The sequence below is a fragment of the Micromonospora sp. NPDC057141 genome (assembly GCF_042670805.1).
Classification (GTDB): Bacteria; Actinomycetota; Actinomycetes; order Mycobacteriales; family Micromonosporaceae; genus Micromonospora.
This window is the reverse complement of the sequence record NZ_JBHUVA010000106.1, coordinates 1-18,712: the sequence shown is the minus strand read 5'-3', so window position 1 is coordinate 18,712 and position 18,712 is coordinate 1. Positions and strand designations below refer to the sequence as shown.

Genomic DNA, 18,712 nt, shown 5'->3' with positions numbered 1-18,712 from the left:
CCGTCCCACCCAGGACGGTGCGGCCGGCGGCGTTCCAGGCTGGACACGGTCGTCGCTCGTGAGCTTCTCCGAGCGAGGGAACATTCGTCGTCTACGCCATGTGTGCCCATATCCGGAGCTACGCAGTGCGGGAGATCGGCGCTAAGCACGGATGGAAGGGCGGGGCGCGCGACTCCCGGTGGAACGGAACGCCGCCCCGGCTCTTCCTGTGAGATCGCGCGCGCCGACGTCACCGGGGAGGCGGGAAACTGCGGTGCGGCTCGCCGCTTCTCTCCCGCCGCTACCTCGACCATCGCGAGAGACGACCGCTCTTCGGCAGTAGGCCATCGCCCCCCGCGTCGGGCCAGCGCGACGTGGTCCAGGCCCCACAGGGCGGCGAGGACGCCCCGCCCGCCGCATCAGCGCCGCAGTGCGACCCGTTCCACGTGAAACCTCCTCCTCGACGACCGGCCGGCGGGCTTGGCTCCGCCGTTCCAGGAGCCGGCAGAGCGCTCACTCTCGATCAAGTCCGGCACGATCCGGCACGGACGCCTGACGCGGTTGGCTGGCGGCGGACGGCGGACGGGCGGACGGCGGACGGCGGACGGGCGGACGGCGGACGTCAGTGCCCGGGTGTCGGGCGGCGCGGACCTGTCGAGTGCGAGGGGCGATGGAGAGGCCGCCTTGACCGGACAGGTGAGGACACGCCCGCCCCGCTCAGGCGCCCGTGGAGGCCGATCCGGTCGTCGGGGTGCCGTGGGTATGGGAAGCAGGTCCGCGGCGGCGTGAGAGCCGCCCTGGCGGTCTGCTGCGACCACGGCAGCCGGTGGCCCCTTCTTGCGCGGCCCGTTCGGATCCGGGAGTCGTTCAGGCCGCCGTTGTCCATGGACCGGAGTCTCCGGCGGGGCGGGCACCGGCGGGGCGGGCACCGGCGGGGCGGGCACCGATCGGCGTTCGCGAGCGCGCGGTTTCCGGAGCAGCGCTCCGCTCCTTTGATTGCCGCGTGCTTCCGTCTCCGCATGCTCTGACGCGGGGCGTGGTCGGGCAGCGCATGAGCTTCCCTGAGTCCCGGCTCGCCTCCCCGCCTCCCCGCCTCCCGGTTCCACGTGAAACGGAGGCGGTAGCTCACCTCGTCCCACGGGAGGACGGCACCCGCAGCCCGGCGTTGGCGGACCGGATCGTCCGGCCGGCCGGACGCGACCAACCGCTATCTCATCGTCCGGGCCCCTGCCACCAACAATCTTCCTGCGCGGCGATGCGATGCGGCGCGGTGCCACCGAAGGCTCCAGTTTGGGCGGCGCCACGCCTCGAAGCATGGGTCCCGTTTCACGTGGAACCGGAGGACGGGGCGCATGGCCGAGGAGGTCGGCCCTTCTCGTGCGGCGCGGCGATCCGGCGGACTGATCCCCGTTTCACGTGGAACCTGTCCGCAGCGCCCTGAGAACCCTGAGCGGCCAGGGCGTGGCCACCGACCGGATGCTCGCAGCCCTCCCGAGGCGGTCGGCCGACGTGGAGGTCGAACCGGGGCCGCGGCCCTCTCGATCGGGCGGCGCTCGCCGCGTCCGCCCACCCCACCATCCAGGGCCCGCCGACGCGGATCCGTGCCGGATCAGTAGCCCGGATCCGGAGACACGCGAGGAGACAGGGGGTCGAGGCCGCCACCGGGACCACCGGCCGGCAGCCCCGGCGGCGGGTGTGTCCACGGCTCCTGGACGGTCGCCCGATCGGACTGAGATCCCCGGCTCCGACAGGGCCGAGCACAGCGGAGGATTGGTCCCATGTTCGGGCGCTCAGGCAGCGACCCACAGCCCGTCGGCTCGTTAGGAACGAGGGAGCCAGAGGCTGTGCACAACTCTCGCCGGGAGGCGTCGAGTTATCCACAGCGGTTTTCCACAGCCCCACCCCGTTTCACGTGAAACCCCGCGTGAAACGCGTTGTCAGCCTGTGGACGACGGGCCGTGGCGATGACCCCGGCGGCCTGTGGATAACGTGTGGACAACGGTGGCGGACCGCTCGGGCCGCGTCCCGCCGAGGGCGCGGCGCTCGCCTCGCCCGGCGTCTGCACGGGCCTCGCCCGAGGGCTCGGCGGCCCTCGGTGCTGGACGAATCAGGTAGGGACAGGGCTCGCTCCCTCGGTTAGGGTCAGCGTCGTGCACGACACCCCTCCCTCAGTCCCCGACTTCACCTCCTGGCCCTCCTTCCCCTTCGATGGCGACCTTCGGGTCAAGCACCTTGAGGACCCCGTCCCCGTGGAACCCCCGCGCAAAGGCGAGGGGAGCCGGGAGTGCACGGCCTGCGCCGCGCCTGACGACGCCTACATCTGGGTCGGCGAGCGGTGGCGCGTCCGCGCCATGGACAGGCCGACCGGGCTGCCGATGGTGCTGATCCTGGAGTCCCGCTCCCACCTGGACCTGGGCGACCTGCCCAACCTCCTCGCCGCTGAGCTGGGCGTGATGACGGTACGGCTGGAGAAGGCCATCCGCTCTCTCGACGGCGTCGCCCGCGTTCACGTGAACCGGTGGGGCGACGGCTCCGCACACCTGCACCTGTGGTTTCTGGCCCGGCCGTACGGGCGGCTCCAGTTGCGGGGCACGTTCCTGTCGCTGTGGGACTCCATCCTCCCGCCCATCTCGGAGCAGCAGTGGCGGGAGAACCTGGCCATGGTGGCCGCCTGGCTGGCCGAGTTCGGCGGCCGTCCGCTGGCCGAGCCGCCCCGCATCCAGTGGCAGGCGCCGTCGAGCATCGGTGCCCAGGCGTCCCCCACCGCGGTGAGCGAGGACGACGGCCTCGGCGTGATCGAGGCCGCCGAGGAGATTCCGGAGCCGGAGGAGGAAGGGGCCGACCGACGCCGCTCGGGGGACCCCGGAGAGTAGTCGGAGGTGCCGGTCAGCCGCGCCGGGCGGCGGCCCGGGTCACCAGGGAGCCGATCAGCCGGCCGAAGTCCAGGCCGGCCGCCTGGACGGCGAGCGGCAGCAGCGACGTCTCCGTCATCCCCGGCGAGACGTTGACCTCCAGCACGTGCGGCTGGCCGTCGGCGTCCACGATCAGGTCGACCCGGGAGAGGTCGCGCAGGCCCAGCGCCGTGTGGGCCGCCACGGCCACCCGGGCCACCGTGTCGGCGACCTTCGGGTCGAGTCGGGCGGGGGCGTGCCAGGTCGTCCGGCCGGCGGTGTACCGGGCCGCGTAGTCGTACACGCCGTTGCGGGGCACGATCTCCACGGCGGGCAGCGCCTGCGGGCCCTCCCCGAGGTCGATCACCGACACCGCCACGTCCATGCCGGGGACGTACCGCTCGACCAGCGCCGTCGAGTCGTACGCGAAACACCCGACCATCGCGGCCGGCAGCGACGCGGCGTCCCGGACCACGGCGGCGCCCAGGCCGGAACCGCCCTGCGCCGGCTTCACCATCAGCGGCAGCCCGAGCCGGTCGACGATGCGGTCCAGCACCGCCACCGCGCCCAGCTCCGAGAAGCGGTCGTGCGGCAGGGCCACCCAGTCCGGGGTGGGGAGGCCGGCCTCGCGGAGCATGGCCTTTGCCGACGGCTTGTCCCAGGCGACGCGGGACGCCCGGGCGTCGCAGCCGACGTACGGGACGTCGCACAGGTCGAGCACGCCACGCAGCGAGCCGTCCTCACCGGTCGCGCCGTGCAGGGCGATCACCACGGCGTCCGGTGGGTCGGCGACCAGCGCCGGCAGCAGTGCCACGTCGGCGTCCCGCAGCTCCGCCTCCACCCCGACGGCGCGGAGGGCGTCCAGCACCCGGCGGCCGGACCGGAGCGAGACGTCCCGCTCGTAGGAGAGCCCACCGGCGAGCACCAGCACGTGCAGCTCGGTGGTGCTGGCGGGGTGGGTCACGGTGATTCGCTCGGCAGGGATCGCAGCCATGCCGGAATCATGCCAAGTCGGGTCCCGGGGTGTCCGCGCCGGCCTGCCCGCGCCGCACACCGGGACGACCGACGGTGCCCCCGAAGACCCGGCGCATGGCGATGTCCTGTTCCATCACGCCGGCCAGCCGGCGCACCCCCTCCCGGATTCGCTCCGGTGTGGGGAAGGAGAAGTTCAGCCGCATGTTGCCGGTGCCGGTGCCGTCGGCGTAGAAGCCGGTGCCCGGCACGTACGCGACCCGGGCCGCGATCGCGCGCGGCATCATCGCCTTGGAGTCCAGGCCGTCGGGCAGGTTCGCCCAGACGAAGAGGCCGCCACCGGGTCTGGTCCAGGTGGTGCCGGCCGGCATCAGGTCCTCCAGCGCGGCCAGCAGGGCGTCGCGGCGCTCCCGGTAGACCTCCCGGTAGACCTTGAGCTGCTCGCGCCACGGCATCGTGCCCAGGTAGGTCGAGACGGCGGCCTGGGCATATCCGCTGGGGCAGAGGATGTTGGCCTCGCTGGCGATGACCAGCTTGTCGCGGACCGCGTGCGGGGCCAGGATCCAGCCCACCCGCAGCCCCGGGGCGAAGGTCTTGGAGAAGGTGCTCAGGTAGAAGACGCCGTCGCGCCGCCGGGCCCGCAGCGGTCGCGGTGCGTCGCCCTCGAAACCGAGCTGCCCGTACGGGTCGTCCTCGATCACCAGCAGGCCCGCGCGTTCGCAGATGTCGAGGACCCGTTCGCGCCGTTCCTCGCTGAGCGTCACGCCCATCGGGTTCTGGTAGGTCGGGATGGTGTAGAGGAACTTCACCCGCCGCCCGGCCCGGGCCAGTTCCGCGACCGCCGTCTCCAGCGCCTCGGGGATCAGCCCGTCGTCGTCCATCGGCACGTGCACGACCTGGGCCTGGGCGGCCTGGAACACCCCGAGCGCGCCGACGTAGGTCGGCCCCTCGGCGAGCACCACGTCGCCCGGGTCCAGGAAGAGGCGGGCCACCAGGTCGAGCGCCTGCTGCCCGCCGACGGTCACCACCACGTCCTCGGGGGAGGCCCCGCACGACGCGTCGATGCCGGAGAGGGCCATCACCTCGCAGATCCGCTCACGCAGCTCCAGGGTGCCCTGCCCGATGCCGTACTGGAGGGTGGTGACGCCGTGCTCGGAGCCGAGCCGGCCGAGCATCTCGCCCACCGCGTCCAGCGGCAGCGCGGCGATGTAGGGCGCGCCGCCGGCGAGGGAGACCACCTCGGGCCGGCTGGCCACCGCGAACAGCGCCCGGATCTCCGAGGCGGTCATGCCCCGGACGCGCCGGGCGTACCGGTCGGTGTAGTCGTCGAGCGTCGTGCCGGTCATGACATCACCTCGATCGCGTGTCGGGCGGCTCCCGCCCCCCGGGGGGTACCCGGGACACCGCAGACCATGGCGGCACGGGACGCAGACCACCGATGGTAGTCCCTCCCTGCGCGGACGGGCCGGTCGATTTGCCGGCCGTCCACATCCCGGACCGGGCCGCGGGGCGGAACGGCAGGCCCGGATGGGCGTTGCGGGGTGTTTCGCGCGTCCCCTCCCGTACCGCCGCCCGGCGGCGTACGATCGCTCGTCGGAGGTACCGAAGGCGGCGGCGTTCCGCGTCGTTCTCGCCTCCGAGCCTATTGTGGGGATGCGCCGATGTCGCGACGTCTGGTCAGTTTGACCCTCGATACCCTGGAGGACCTGCCTCGCCCGTGCCGGCAGTGCGTCCACTGGGAGCTGGATCCGGTCTCGGCCGACCGGGCGTGCGCCGCCGGTGACCCGGGGCTGGAGAAGGAGGCCTGGGTCTCGCAGACACTGCTGGAGTGGGGCTCCTGCGGCAAGCTCGCGTACGTCGACGGCATGCCCGCCGGGTTCGTCATGTTCGCCCCGCCGTCCTACGTGCCACGGTCGATGGCGTTCCCCACCTCCCCGGTCTCGGCCGACGCGGCGCTGCTGATGACCGCGCACGTGGTGGCGCCCTTCGCTGGCGGCGGGCTCGGCCGGATGCTGGTGCAGGGCGTCGCCCGGGACCTCACGAAGCGCGGCATCAAGGCGATCGAGGCGTTCGGGGACGCGAAGTTCGGCGACGAGGGCGACCCTGCGGGCGGCTGTGTGGCCCCCGCCGACTTCTTCCTGTCGGTGGGGTTCAAGACGGTCCGCCCGCATCCCCGCTATCCCCGGCTGCGGCTGGAGCTGCGCACCGCGCTGAGCTGGAAGTCCGACGTCGAGTACGCCTTGGAGAAGCTGCTCGGGTCGATGAGCCCGGAGACCCTGCTCCGGCCGGTCCGGCCCGCCCCGGCCACCCGCTCCACCGCCCGCTGACGGGCGCCGCACGGGGTCGCCTGCTGACGGCCCCGCACACGGGTGCCGGCCGCCCCGGGCCGGCGGCTCAGTTCGCGCCCACCCGACCTGCGGCGACCGCCGCGCGCAGCGCGCTGACGTCGATCGAGCCGGTGGGGACGTCCCGTTCGATCGGGAAGTACATGCGCTGGACGGCGGCCACGATCGCCTCGACCAGCCGGTCCCGGAACCGGGGGTCGACCAGCCTCCCCCGGTCGGTGGGCGACGTCAGGTAGCCCACTTCAACCCGCACCGCCGGCATCCGGGTCAGCCGCAGCAACTCCCACGTCTTGGCGTGGGTACGGCAGTCCCGCAGGCCGGTGCGCGCCACGATCTCCCGCTGCACCAGCCCGGCCAACCGCTCGCCCGTCGCGGAGGTCACCCCGTTGTCGGTGCCGTAGTGGTAGGTCGCCACCCCCTCCGCCTCCGGGTTGGCGTGCCCGTCGGTGTGCAGCGAAATGAACACGTCCGCGCCGAGGGAGTTGGCCAGCTGCGCCCGCTCGGCATCCGGCAGGCAGCTCTCCGGCGTCGGGCCCCGGGTCAGCTGCACCCGCACGCCGGCCGCCGCGAGTCGCCCCTCCAGCCGGCTGGCCAGGTCGTGCACCAGGTCGGCCTCGATCCAGCGCAGCGGGCCGTCCGGCACCACCACCCCGGGATCGGTGCCGCCGTGCCCCGGGTCGATGACCACGGTCCGGCCGACCAGGGTCGGGCCGGCCTGCCGGATGGCGTCGGACTCGCGCAGCCACTGCGGCCGGCCACCCACCACCTTCCGCCCCAACCTGCGCAGCGCCCCCATCGTGTGCGGGCCGCAGGAGCCGTCCGGTTTGAGCCCCATCTCGCGTTGGAACTGGGCCACCGCCCGCGAGGTGCGTACGCCGTAGACGGCGTCGGCGCGTCCCACGTCGTACCCCATCTCCAGCAGGCGTTCCTGGAGCGATCGGACGTCCTCGCCGGTCAGCGGCTCCGGCACCGCGTGGTAGAGGGTGCGCGCGCCGAGCCGCCAGCGGGCGGCGTCCAGGGCGCGCCAGGTCTCCGCGCCGACCCGCCCGTCGACGCTGAGCCCCCGGGACTGCTGGAACGCCCGCACGGCGCGCTCGGTGCCGGCGTCGAACTCGTCGCCGGCCGAGGGCCCGGGCGCGAGCAGGTCGAGACCGGTCAGGACGGCGCGGATCTCGCGCACCGCCGGTCCACGGTCACCGGGTCGGATCGGACGCACGCTCGCCCCCTTCGCAGGGTCGCCGGCCGGCGGCTCCCGGGTTGAGGCTATGCGGTCCGGCCGGCCGAGGTGGCGGTGTCCGCACAGGTCACGGGCCGGGAAACACGAAACCCCGCACCCGAAGGGGTACGGGGTTTCGCGGCGCGTCGGTTGTCAGAGCGCGGACTGGATCAGCTTGACCAGCTCGCCCTTCGGCTTGGCGCCGGCGATCGACTGGACCGGCTCGCCGTTCTTGAACACGGTCAGGGTCGGCACCGACATCACCCGGTACGCGCGCGCGGTCTCCGGGTTCTCGTCGATGTTGAGCTTGACGATGCTGACCTGGTCGCCCATCTCACCGGCGATCTCCTCGAGCAGCGGCGAGACCTTGCGGCACGGGCCGCACCACTCCGCCCAGAAGTCGACGAGCACCGGCTTGTCGGACTTCAGCACGTCGACGGCGAAGCTCGCGTCGGTGACCGCCTTTGTCGCTCCCACTATGACCCTCCTCCGGGATTACGGTTTGTTCCTTCAGTCGTTCGGTGCGCCGCCCGGGAATCCCGGGGCTCCGACCTGCCCGTGCACGGGCCTCGGCCGATGCGGCGCTCAGCCTTCGAGCGTGGCGATGAAGCGCTCGGCGTCGAGGGCGGCGGCGCAGCCGGTGCCGGCCGCGGTGATGGCCTGCCGGTAGGTGTGGTCCACCACGTCGCCGGCGGCGAACACGCCCGGGACGCTGGTGCGGGTGCTGGGGGCCTGCACCTTGACGTACCCCTCGTCGTCGAGCTCCACCTGGCCCCGGAAGAGCTCGCTGCGCGGGTCGTGGCCGATCGCCACGAAGACGCCGGTGACGTCGAGGACCTTGCTCTCCCCGGTGTGCACGTTGCGGACGCGGACGCCGGTGACCTTGCCGTCGGCGCCGAGGACCTCCTCGATCACCGAGTTCCACTCGACGTTGATCTTCTCGTTGCCCAGCGCCCGCTCGGCCATGATCTTGCTGGCGCGGAACGAGTCGCGCCGGTGGATGATGGTGACCGACTCGGCGAACCGGGTGAGGAAGCTGGCCTCCTCCATCGCCGAGTCGCCGCCGCCGACGACCACGATGTGCTGGTTGCGGAAGAAGAAGCCGTCACAGGTGGCGCAGGACGACACGCCGTGGCCCAGGTATTCCTGCTCACCGGGCACGCCCAGCGGACGCCAGGCCGAGCCGGTGGAGAGGATGACGGCCTTCGCCCGGTATGCCGTATCGCCGACCCACACGGTGCTCACCGCGCCGGAGCCGATGCTGCCGGTGTCCTTCAGCTCCACCCGGGTCACGTCGTCGGTGAGGAACTCGGCACCGAACCGTTCGGCCTGCTTGCGCATGTTGTCCATCAGCTCGGGGCCGAGGATGCCATCGGCGAAGCCCGGGAAGTTCTCCACCTCGGTGGTCGTCATCAGCGCACCACCCGACTGCACGCCCTCGATGACCAGGGGCTTGAGGTTGGCGCGCGCGGCGTAGACCGCCGCCGTGTAACCGGCCGGCCCGGAGCCGATGATGATCAGGTTGCGGACCTCGTCCACTGCCGTCTCCCGATGTGTGTGGTCGCCATCGGCACGCGCACCGATGCCGGTCGGAGCGTCGACGCCGCGCGGACGCCGACTACTGAGTTGCAGAACGTCATCGTACGAAGTGGGGATTCCCGAGCCGGTCATCCGGTGGGTCACGTCACGTGGAAGAACGGCAGATGTGAATCAGGCCGCAGCCGGTGGAGGCCCGTCGGGCGGGCCGCGGCCTCACCCTACCCGCGTCCGGTAGCGGGTGTCGGCACCGGATCCGGGCACCCCGCACTCGGGGCCGCTCACCCACGCCCAGCGTGCCCCGGACGGGTCGACGAAGCGCACGACCAGCGCCGGCGCGCCCTGGAAACGCGCGTAGTCGACGAGGTCGACGGTGAGCGGACCGGCCCCGTGCTCGGCGCTGACCGCCGTCAGGCAGTCGGCCAGCGCGCTGCTGCCGGTGAGCCGGCTCAGGCCACCGACGGCGGGCAGCCGTTCGCCGCCGTCGCCCCCCACCGGCGCGTCCGGTCCCGCCCCGAACGACTTCGCCGGTTCGCTGGCGTGGGGAGACAGCCGATCGTCGGCGGCCAGGGCCTCCGGCGTCCAGTCGGTGCCCGAGCGCCGTGGTGCGCCGGCGATGGTGAATGCGCCGCCGCCCGCCTCCGCCTGCGAGCTGATCGCCTGGTCGGCCGCGCCGCCGTCCTGGGCACCGGTGGCCAGCTGGTTGAGCCCGAACCCGACGGCGACGACCGAGGCCGCGGCCAGCGCCACCGGCCCGGCGAGCCGCGCCCAGCGCCGCCCCCGCCCGCCGGGACGCCCGGTGGCCGGATCGGGACTGCCGGCGGGCCGGCGCGTGCCCCCGGTGGGCTGGGTGGGCACCCGGCCGATCCGGGCCGGGTCGGCCAGGCCCCTCTGGGTCGGCTCGGCGGGAAGGGGGGGTGTGCCGGGGCCGGCGCCGGCCAGCGCGGCGACGATCCGGTCGGCGACGAACGGCGGCATCTCCGGTGCCGGCCCGGCCCAGGAGGCGAGGGCGTCGCCGACCGGGGCCAGGGCCGCCGCCAGCGCGTCGTGGGCCTCGGCCCAGGCCGGGTCCTCCGCGACCAGCCGGTCCACCACCGCCTCGTCGGGGGTGCCGTCCAACGCGCCGCCGAGGTAGTCGGCGAGCAGGTCGAGGTCGACCTCCCTGAACCCCCCGGCAGTCACGATTCCTCCTGGTTGGCGACGCGCCGGGAGCGCCCCGACCCTGATCGGACGCCGTCGGCCGGCCGGGGGTTCCCCCGGGTGACGGCGGGCACGTCCGGGCCGTCGGGGAATGCGCCCGTACGCAGGTGCCCGAGCGCCACGGCGAGTCGGGCCCGGCCCCGGGCGCAGCGACTCTTGACCGTCCCCTCGGCCACGTCGAGGATGCGGGCCACCTCGGCCACCGGGTAGCCCTGCACGTCGACCAGGATCAGCGCCGCCCGCTGCTCGACGGGCAGCTCGGCGAGCGCCTGCCGGACCACCAGGGCGGTGTCGTGGTCCTGGACGGGGGCGGCGGGCTCCGCCCCGCCGGTCGACGGGCCGCCGTCGACGCCGTGCGTGCCGTCGGGCAGCGGAACGGTCGGGTGCGCCTGCCGGCGGCGGATCCGGTCGAGGCAGGCGTTCACCACGATCCGGTGCAGCCAGGTGGTCACCGCCGAGTCGCCCCGGAACCGGGCCGCCGCCCGGTGGGCGGACAGCAGCGCGTCCTGGAGGGCGTCGGCGGCCTCTTCGCGGTCACCCAGGGTCCGCAGGGCCACGGCCCAGAGCCGGTCCCGGTGCCGGTGGAACAGCTCGGTGAAGGCGTTCCGGTCACCGGCGACGTGGGCGCGCAGCAGGTCGACGTCGCTCGCGCGCTCGTCGTGACCGTCCATCACCGCGCCCGATCGCTGCGGTGCCCCGTCGCCGGGCCCCGGTTCACGACCCCTGGACCGTGATCTCCTGGACGCCGACCTGGTAGCCCCGCTCGCTCGGGGGCAGCTCGGTGATCCAGAACAGCAGGTAGCGGTATTTCGCGTCGGCGTCGAAGCCGTTGAAGGTCATCGTGGTGCCGTCGTGCTGCTCGAAGGGCTGCCCGATCGGGTTCTGCTGGTAGCTGGCGAACAGCTCCTTGTCGCCCGACGACGTGGGCGGCGGGTCGATGGTGCCCGCGAACAGCTGGGCGGACGCACCGGTCGCGGAGAGGCTCACCTGCACCGACTTGACGGTGCGCTCCTCGCCGAGGTCGATCCAGACGCCCATGCCGCTCTTGGTGTTGCCGAAGTTGGGCCGGGTGTAGGTGTCGGTGTCCCAGCCCTTGTCCGCGTCGCCGTCGATCACCTTCTCGGCGCCGCCCAGCTCGTCGCGGAGCTTGCTGTCCGGGTCGACGATGCGGACCTCGGTCACCGACAGCTTGCGTACGGCGGCGGGGGTGGCCTCGGCGGCCGGGGCGCTGCTGGACGGCCGGGCCACCGGTTCGGTCTGCGGCGTCTCGTCGTCGTTGCCGAGGACGCTGATGCCGATGAGCAGGCCGACGAGGGCGACCGCCAACAGGCCGGCGATGCCGATGGCGACCTTGCGCCCGGCGACCGAGGCCAGCGGCGACGGCTCGTCACCGTTGTCGGCCGCGAACCGCAGCGGGCCGGCGGGCTCCAGATAGGCGTCGTCCTCCACCGGGATGTCCAGCCGGGCCAGCTCGGCCGAGAGCACGTCCGACGGCGGCGGGGCGATGCCGGCGTCGAGCAGGTCCATGGTGAGGTCGTCGAGGTAGGCCGGCACGCCGGCGCGGACCTGGCGGGGCGCGGCGATCGCGCCGCTGGCGTCCCGCACGGCGTCGGGGATCGCGGCCCGGCCGTGCCCGGCGGTGGCGCCGTGCAGCGGGGCCTCGGCGTGCGGCCAGTGCCCGGTCAGGGCGAAGTAGAGGATGCCGCCGATCGCGCGGACGTCGTTCTCCTGGCTGTCGGCGCCGTCGGTGCGGGCGTCGGCCAGGACAACGCGGCCCTCGTCGCTGATCATGACGGTGCCGGGGTGCACGTTGCCGTGCACCATGTCGGTGGCGTGCACGGCCGCCAGCGCGCTGGCCACTGCATTGCCGATCGCGGTCGTCCGGCCCGGGTCGAGGGGGCCGTCGGCGACCATCTCCCGCAGGGACCGCCCGTCCACCCACTCGCGGACCACGTACGCCCGCTCGGCCTCGTCGATCGCGTCGTACACGCCGACCAGGTTGGGGTGGATCACCCGGCTGGCCGCGACGGCCGCCTGGAGCATCTCGGTGGCCGAGCCGCCGCCCGGGTAGCGCAGCACGACCGCGACCGGGCGGCGCAGCACCACGTCGACCCCGCGCCAGACCAGCCGGCCCGCGCTGTCGTTGTTGATGTGCTCGACCAGCTCGTACCGCTCGGCGAGGATCTCACCGGCCGTGGGAGCACCGAAGGTCATGATCGGCGGAGCGCTCTCCTCCGCCTCCTGACCCTCGCCGACCTGGGTCACCCGTCCTCCCTCGGTGATCGTGTCGATCGATGGACCCGCGCTGCTGGGCATCTGGCTTCCCGCTCTGCCTGTTGAGGAACCGGCCGACGGTCTCGACGCGGAGCGCCGGGGTCGGCCGTACCCGTCGAGAGCGACCTTACCCGGGTTGCCGGCCTCCCCGACATGTCATCTTCCCGGCGTACCCGGCTGAGGTGCCGGGACTGGCCGCGCCTGTCCGGTTACGACCGTTGTCGGCCGCGTTGCTGGCACATGTACTAGCCAATCTAGAGGTTGACGGCAAGTAGTCGTTGCAGGGGCCGCGCCGGTGTGGCGTCCGGGCGACGGCACCGCATTCCCCGCCGATTGGCCCGCCATGCTCAGCCTTCCGGTTGGTTGTCCACAGGCCCTAACGGTTGCTGACCGGCGAATCGCTGAGTTATCCACAGGCGTGTCCCCAGCCTGGTGATCGCCGGTTACGCTCCGTGTCTGCCGAGCGGGCGGGCCTGCGGAGCCGGAGCTGGATCAGCGGCCGAGGCGGCGGCGGACCATCCCGACCACCTCGGTGATCTCGCCGATCCGCAGCACCATGGCGAGCCCGAGGTACGTCCCCACGATGACCCCGCCGCCCACGACCAGCCGGAAGGCAGCCTCCAGCCAGCTCAACGTGTCGCCGCCCGGCAGCAGGTTGACCACGAGCAGGCCGGCCAGCGCGGCACCGAGCGCGGCCACCAGGACCTTGCCGAGCGTACGCAGGATCCCGCCCAGCCCGATCCGGCCGATCCGGGGGCGCAGCAGCATGGCGGAGAACACGGCGGCGGCCAGGTAGGAGACCGCGTTGCCGATCATCATGCCCGCCGCCGCGAAGGTGGCGGAGAAGGCGGCGAAGAGCCCGATCTGCACGCCGATCCGCAGCGCCACCACCGGGATGTTGATCAGAGCCGGGGTGCGGGTGTCCGGGAGCGCGTAGAAGGCGAAGGTGAACAACTGGCTGACCGCGAACGGGACCAGCGCCAGCGCGGCGACCAGCAGCACCAGCGAGGTGGCGGTGGCGTTGTCGTCGCTGAACGCGCCGAAGCGGAACAGCGCCACCGACAGCGGGCCGGCGAGCACCGCGTAGCAGACCGCGATGGGGGCGAGCACCGCCGTGACCGTCCGGGTGCCTCTGGCCAGGTCGGCGGCGAGGTCGGTGTACCGGCCGTCGGCGGCGGCGGCGCTCATCCGGGGCATCAGCGCCGTGATGATCGACACGGCGATGATGCCGTGCGCCATCATCAGCAGCAGGAAGACGTTGTTGTAGATCAGCGGGCCGGCGGCGTTCTCCCGGCCGGCGCGGTTGAGCAGGTTGAACAGGACGATCAGGCCGATCTGGCTGACCGCCACGTAGCAGAACATCCAGGCGCCGAGCCGGCCCAGCTCGCCCAGGCCGAGGGCCCGGAAGTCGAACCTCGGCCGCCAGCGGAAGCCCACCTTGCGCAGGGCCGGCAGCAGCCCGGCCGCCTGGATCGCCACCCCGAGCAGGGTGCCGCCGCCGATCAGCAGGACCCGCCCGGTGGTCATCTGCGCCGGCTCGACGATCTCCGCGCCGAAGACGGCGATGTAGACGCCGACGGTGCCGATCACCACGAGGTTGTTCAGGATCGGGGCCCACATCGGGGCGGCGAAGTGCCCCCGGGTGTTGAGCACCGCGCTGATCAGCGCGCTGAGGCCGGTGAAGAAGATCATCGGCAGCATCAGGTACGACAGGGCGGTGACCAGCTCCTGGTAGTCGCCGCTGGACTTGTCGCTCGCGTACAGGGAGGTCAGCAGGGAGGCTCCCGCGACGGCGAGGAGCGCCGCGACGGCCAGGGTGATCACCGCGAGGGTCAGCAGCCGCTGGGCGTACGCCTGCCCCTGGTCCGCGTCGGCCTTGCGGCGGCGCACCAGCACCGGGATCAGGACGCTGGTCAGGATGCCGCCGAGCAGGAACTCGTAGACCATCCCGGGCAGGATCTGCGCCGTGGTGTAGGCGTCGCCGACCAGCGCCCCGCCCAGCGCGGCGGTCAGCGCCAGCGTGCGCAGGAAGCCCGTGCCCCGGCTGACCAGGCTGCCGATCGCCATCACCGCGCTGTTCGTCGCGGCGCTGGCCTCCGCGACCTGCTCCTGCGGCGGCGCGGTCGACTCGATCGAGGGCTGGTTCAGCGGCTCCGCCGAGATGAAGGTGGCGTCGTCGCCGGGGGAGCCGGGGGGCCTGCCGCCGCCCTGCGCGGCGTTCGCGCTGCGGTAGAGACCGCCGCTCATCTCCAGCCTCCCAGGGGTACGTCGGAGCCGGGCACCGGCCCGCACCCCATGACCATAGTCAACACCTTCCTGCTACCCGCGCCCGGCGGATCAGGCCCCCGGTCGGCCCGATAGGCTGGCGATCCCATGTCCGAAGCCTCCGCACCCCACGCCGCCGACCGCCGCGAACTCACCGCCGCGCAGCGCAACGCCGTCGCCGAACTGCTCCGCGTCTCCCCGGTCGCAGACGAGCTGGGCCGCCGGTTCGCCGACGCCGGCCACGAGCTGCACCTGGTGGGCGGTTCGGTGCGCGACGCCCTGCTCGGCCGCCTCGGCGACGACCTCGACTTCTGCACCGACGCCCACCCCGACCAGACCCTGCGGATCGTCAAGGGCTGGGCCGAGTCGATCTGGGAGACCGGGCGCGAGTTCGGCACCATCGGCTGCCAGCGCGACGGCCTGCGGCTGGAGGTCACCACCTTCCGCGCCGAGGCGTACGACCAGGTCAGCCGGAACCCCATCGTGGAGTACGGCACCAGCCTCACCGAGGACCTCAGGCGTCGCGACTTCACCATCAACGCGATGGCGGTGAGCCTGCCGGAGCACCGGTTCACCGACCCGCACGGCGGCCTCGACGACCTCGCCGCCCGGGTGATCCGCACCCCCGGCACCCCCGCCGAGTCGTTCGGCGACGACCCGCTGCGGATGCTGCGGGCCGCCCGGTTCGCCGCCCAGCTCCGCTTCGCCGTGCACCCCGACGTGCGGGCCGCGATGGTCCGGATGGCCGCCGACCTGGACCGGATCACCGCCGAGCGGATCCGCGACGAGTTCACCAAGCTGCTCTGCGGCGCGGACCCGATCACCGGCCTGCGGCTGCTGGTCGACACCGGCCTGGCCGACCGCTTCCTGCCCGAGCTGACCGGGCTGAAGCTGGAGATCGACGAGCACGCCCAGCACAAGGACGTCTACGAGCACACGCTGACGGTGGTCGCCAACGCCGTGTCGTACGAGACCGACGGGTGTGACTTCGTGCTGCGGATGGCCGCGCTGATGCACGATGTCGGCAAGCCGGCCACCAAGGCCGTCGGGTCGGACGGCCGCGTCAGCTTCCACCACCACGAGGTGGTCGGTGCCCGGCTGACCAAGGCCCGGATGAAGGCCATGCGGTACCCGAAGGACGTCACCGCCCAGGTGGTCACGCTGGTCGGCCTGCACCTGCGCTTCTACGGGTACGGCCGGGGCGAGTGGACCGACTCGGCGGTGCGCCGCTACGCCACCGACGCCGGTGACCTGCTGGCCCGGCTGCACAAGCTGACCCGCTCGGACTGCACCACCCGCAACCGGCGCAAGGCGGCGGCCCTCGCGGCCGACTACGACGCGCTGGAGGAGCGGATCGCCCGGATCGCCGCCGAGGAGGACCTCGCCCGGGTCCGCCCCGACCTCGACGGCAACGCCATCATGGAGCTGCTCGGCGTGCCGCCGGGGCCGATCGTGGGCCAGGCCTGGAAGCACCTCAAGGAACTGCGCCTGGAGCACGGCCCGCTGGACCGCGACGAGGCCGAGGCGGAGCTGCTGCGCTGGGCCCGGGATCAGGGCATCGGCGGCTGATCGCGGGTCTGTGGCAGGCGTGACGCTCCGATTGCCCCGGCCTGTCAGGAAACTGACGACGCGACGGCAGCGTATCGACCGATCGGCTGAGGTAATTCGGTTCGACCAGCGTCCATGATGATGCAACATCATCGTGGCCTCCTGTCCATTTCAGTGTGAGGCCGGATTCATTGTTCTCGGCCGTCCGAGGTGGACGACCGATGCTGCAACGGGGAGATCTCTTTGACACGTCGTGGCGTAATGCGCCGCTCTGCGGTGGCCGGGCTCGCCCTCGCCTCCGCGACCTCCATCGCCCTCGCCACCACCACTGGCCCGGCGATGGCCGACCCGACCCCCCAGACCAGCCCGGAGACGGCCGGCGTGGAGGCGTCCAGCCTGGACGCAGCCGGCAACCCGGTGCGGCCGAACCTGACCGCGCCGAAGCGGTCGCAGGCGCGTGACGCCTCGACCAAGGGCGTCGTGCCGGGCCGCTACATCGTCAAGCTGAAGAACGGCAAGGCCAGCGCCAGCACCACCCGCAGCACCGTCAAGGCCCTGTCCAAGGCCAACGGCGGCACGGTGCGCAAGGTCTTCACCGGGGCCCTGCGCGGCTACTCCGCGCAGCTCACCCCCGCTCAGGCGAAGCGGCTGGCGGCCGACCCGGACGTCGCGTACGTCGAGCCGGTGCGCAGGTACTCGGCGAGCGGCACCCAGACCAACCCGCCCTCGTGGGGCCTGGACCGGATCGACCAGACCACTCCGGCGCTGAGCAAGTCCTACACGTACCCGTCGTCGAGCGGCGTCACCGCGTACGTCATCGACAGCGGCATCAACATCAACCACCAGGACTTCGGCGGCCGGGCGAGCTACGGGTTCGACGCGGTCGACGGCGGCGACGCCGCCGACTGCAACGGCCACGGCACGCACGTGGCGGGCACCGTGGGCGGCACCACCTACGGCGTCGCCAAGGACGTCGACCTGGTCGCGGTCCGGGTGCTCGACTGCGAGGGCAACGGAACGACCGAGGGGGTCGTCGCCGGGATCGACTGGGTGAACACCAACGCCCAGAAGCCCGCAGTGGCGAACATGAGCCTCGGCGGTGACGTGGACCCGGTGCTGGACGACGCGATCGCCACCTCCATCGGCCAGGGCATCACCTACGTCGTCGCCGCCGGCAACGAGGCGGACGACGCCTGCGCATACTCGCCGGCCCGCGCGCCGGCCGCCATCACCGTCGGCGCGACCGACCGGGTGGACATGATGGCCGGCTTCTCCAACTACGGGACCTGCCTGGACACCTTCGCCCCCGGCGTCGGCATCACCTCGGCGTGGATCGGCGGCACCACCGCCACCGAGACGATCAACGGGACGTCGATGGCCGCGCCGCACGTGGCCGGCATCGCCGCCCAGCTGCTCGCCCAGAACCCGGGCTGGACCCCGCAGCAGGTGCGCAACGCCGTCGTCACCAACGGCGTCTCCGGCGCGGTGCTCGGCCCGGCGGGCAGCATCGACCGGCTCGCGCACGTGGGCGCGACCCCGGTGGCCCGCACCAACGTCGGCCTGCGGGCCCGGGTCAACGACTCCCTCGTCGTGGCCGAGAGCGGCGGCAGCAAGCCACTGATCGCCCGTAGCTGGATGCTCGGTGGGTGGGAGAAGTTCGACGTCGTGCTCGACCCCGCCGGCAGCGGGCTGGTCGCCCTCAAGTCGAAGGCCAACGGCAAGTACGTCGCGGCCGACGGCAGCGGCAGCAAGCCGCTGATCGCCAAGAGCGCCGCGATCGGCTCGTGGGAGAAGTTCCAGCTCGTCCACAACACCGACGGCAGCATCAGCCTCAAGGCACAGGTCAACGGCAAGTACGTGGCCGCCGACGGCGCGGGCACCAAGCCGCTGCTCGCCAAGAGCGCCAGCATCGGCGCCTGGGAGAAGTTCGACTTCGAGGCACCCAACCCGATCGTCAGCGTGAAGGCCAAGGCGAACGGCAAGTTCGTCGCGGCCGACGGCGGCGGCAGCAAGCCGCTGCTGGCCCGCAGCACCTCGGTCGGCTCCTGGGAGAAGTACGAGCTGGTCGACCTCGGCTACGGCTGGGTCGCCTTCCGCGCGCTGGTCAACAACAAGTACGTGACGGCGCAGAGCGGCGGCTCCCAGCCGCTGCTGGCGAAGGGCAGCGCGGTCAGCGACTGGGAGGCGTTCTTCGTCGGCTGGCACCACCCGGACGGCACCGTCCACCTGTACGCGAACGCCAACAGCAAGATCGTCAAGGCCGACAGCGGCGGCAGCAAGCCGCTGATCGCCAAGAGCACCTCGGTCGGCGCGTGGGAGCAGTTCACCATCGGTCTCGCCTGATCGACCCCGCACTACCTCCGGCGCCCGTCGGCACCGCCCCACACCAGGGGTGGTCCGGCGGGCGCCGGCTTTCCCCCGTACGACAAAGAAGCCGGCCGGGCCACGACGGGCCCCGCCGGCGTCGGTGCGGCCGCGGTGTCGTA

12 protein-coding genes and 1 pseudogene are annotated in these 18,712 nt (G+C 72.9%); 4 read left to right on the top strand and 9 right to left on the bottom strand.

All coding sequences use genetic code 11. The features are described from left to right. Positions 1 to 2,354: 2,354 nt before the first annotated feature. A pseudogene (locus ACFT41_RS29830) lies at positions 2,355 to 2,729 on the top strand (hypothetical protein); the annotation flags it as partial. A gap of 136 nt (positions 2,730 to 2,865) precedes the next feature. On the opposite strand, the gene ACFT41_RS29825 reads toward ACFT41_RS29830, so the two are convergent. Continuing rightward, positions 2,866 to 3,864 carry a D-alanine--D-alanine ligase gene (locus tag ACFT41_RS29825; RefSeq protein WP_377586341.1) on the bottom strand — a complete coding sequence of 333 codons (999 nt, stop codon included), beginning with the start codon at positions 3,862 to 3,864 and terminating at the stop codon, positions 2,866 to 2,868. Positions 3,865 to 3,871: 7 nt separating this feature from the next. Continuing rightward, positions 3,872 to 5,188 carry a PLP-dependent aminotransferase family protein gene (locus tag ACFT41_RS29820; RefSeq protein ID WP_377586339.1) on the bottom strand — a complete coding sequence of 439 codons (1,317 nt, stop codon included), beginning with the start codon at positions 5,186 to 5,188 and terminating at the stop codon, positions 3,872 to 3,874. 315 nt (positions 5,189 to 5,503) lie between these two features. Here ACFT41_RS29820 and ACFT41_RS29815 point away from each other — a divergent pair, with 315 nt between their 5' ends. Beyond that, positions 5,504 to 6,169, top strand: coding sequence for a GNAT family N-acetyltransferase (locus ACFT41_RS29815; protein ID WP_377586337.1), 666 nt, complete (start codon positions 5,504 to 5,506; stop codon positions 6,167 to 6,169). A gap of 67 nt (positions 6,170 to 6,236) precedes the next feature. Here the strand turns inward: ACFT41_RS29815 and ACFT41_RS29810 are convergent, their stop codons facing one another. From ACFT41_RS29810 to murJ, 7 genes are all read right to left on the bottom strand, one after another. Continuing rightward, positions 6,237 to 7,403: an N-acetylmuramoyl-L-alanine amidase gene (locus ACFT41_RS29810; protein ID WP_377586335.1), complete on the bottom strand. Its 1,167-nt coding sequence runs from the start codon at positions 7,401 to 7,403 to the stop codon at positions 6,237 to 6,239. 153 nt (positions 7,404 to 7,556) lie between these two features. Next, positions 7,557 to 7,880 carry a thioredoxin gene (gene trxA / locus ACFT41_RS29805; protein ID WP_043960991.1) on the bottom strand — a complete coding sequence of 108 codons (324 nt, stop codon included), beginning with the start codon at positions 7,878 to 7,880 and terminating at the stop codon, positions 7,557 to 7,559. Between the two features lie 108 nt (positions 7,881 to 7,988). Continuing rightward, positions 7,989 to 8,942 (bottom strand): thioredoxin-disulfide reductase, encoded by a 954-nt coding sequence (gene trxB / locus ACFT41_RS29800; protein ID WP_377586333.1) that lies wholly within the window; start codon positions 8,940 to 8,942, stop codon positions 7,989 to 7,991. A 213-nt stretch (positions 8,943 to 9,155) separates the two neighbouring features. Next, positions 9,156 to 10,121, bottom strand: coding sequence for a hypothetical protein (locus ACFT41_RS29795; RefSeq protein WP_377586331.1), 966 nt, complete (start codon positions 10,119 to 10,121; stop codon positions 9,156 to 9,158). Further along, positions 10,118 to 10,810, bottom strand: a complete 693-nt coding sequence (gene sigM, locus ACFT41_RS29790) for an RNA polymerase sigma factor SigM (protein WP_377586329.1) — start codon at positions 10,808 to 10,810, stop codon at positions 10,118 to 10,120. The genes ACFT41_RS29795 and sigM overlap by 4 nt, the downstream gene beginning before the upstream one ends. A 43-nt stretch (positions 10,811 to 10,853) precedes the next feature. Continuing rightward, positions 10,854 to 12,455: a protein kinase family protein gene (locus tag ACFT41_RS29785; RefSeq protein ID WP_377586327.1), complete on the bottom strand. Its 1,602-nt coding sequence runs from the start codon at positions 12,453 to 12,455 to the stop codon at positions 10,854 to 10,856. A gap of 450 nt (positions 12,456 to 12,905) precedes the next feature. Further along, positions 12,906 to 14,660, bottom strand: coding sequence for a murein biosynthesis integral membrane protein MurJ (murJ, locus tag ACFT41_RS29780; RefSeq protein WP_377586325.1), 1,755 nt, complete (start codon positions 14,658 to 14,660; stop codon positions 12,906 to 12,908). 126 nt (positions 14,661 to 14,786) lie between these two features. Between murJ and ACFT41_RS29775 the strand changes: the two genes are divergently transcribed. Together ACFT41_RS29775 and ACFT41_RS29770 are read left to right on the top strand one after the other, a co-directional pair. Then, positions 14,787 to 16,247 (top strand): CCA tRNA nucleotidyltransferase, encoded by a 1,461-nt coding sequence (locus ACFT41_RS29775; RefSeq protein WP_377586323.1) that lies wholly within the window; start codon positions 14,787 to 14,789, stop codon positions 16,245 to 16,247. A 240-nt stretch (positions 16,248 to 16,487) separates the two neighbouring features. Then, positions 16,488 to 18,569 (top strand): S8 family serine peptidase, encoded by a 2,082-nt coding sequence (locus ACFT41_RS29770; protein ID WP_377586321.1) that lies wholly within the window; start codon positions 16,488 to 16,490, stop codon positions 18,567 to 18,569. The last annotated feature ends 143 nt before the right edge of the window (positions 18,570 to 18,712 follow it).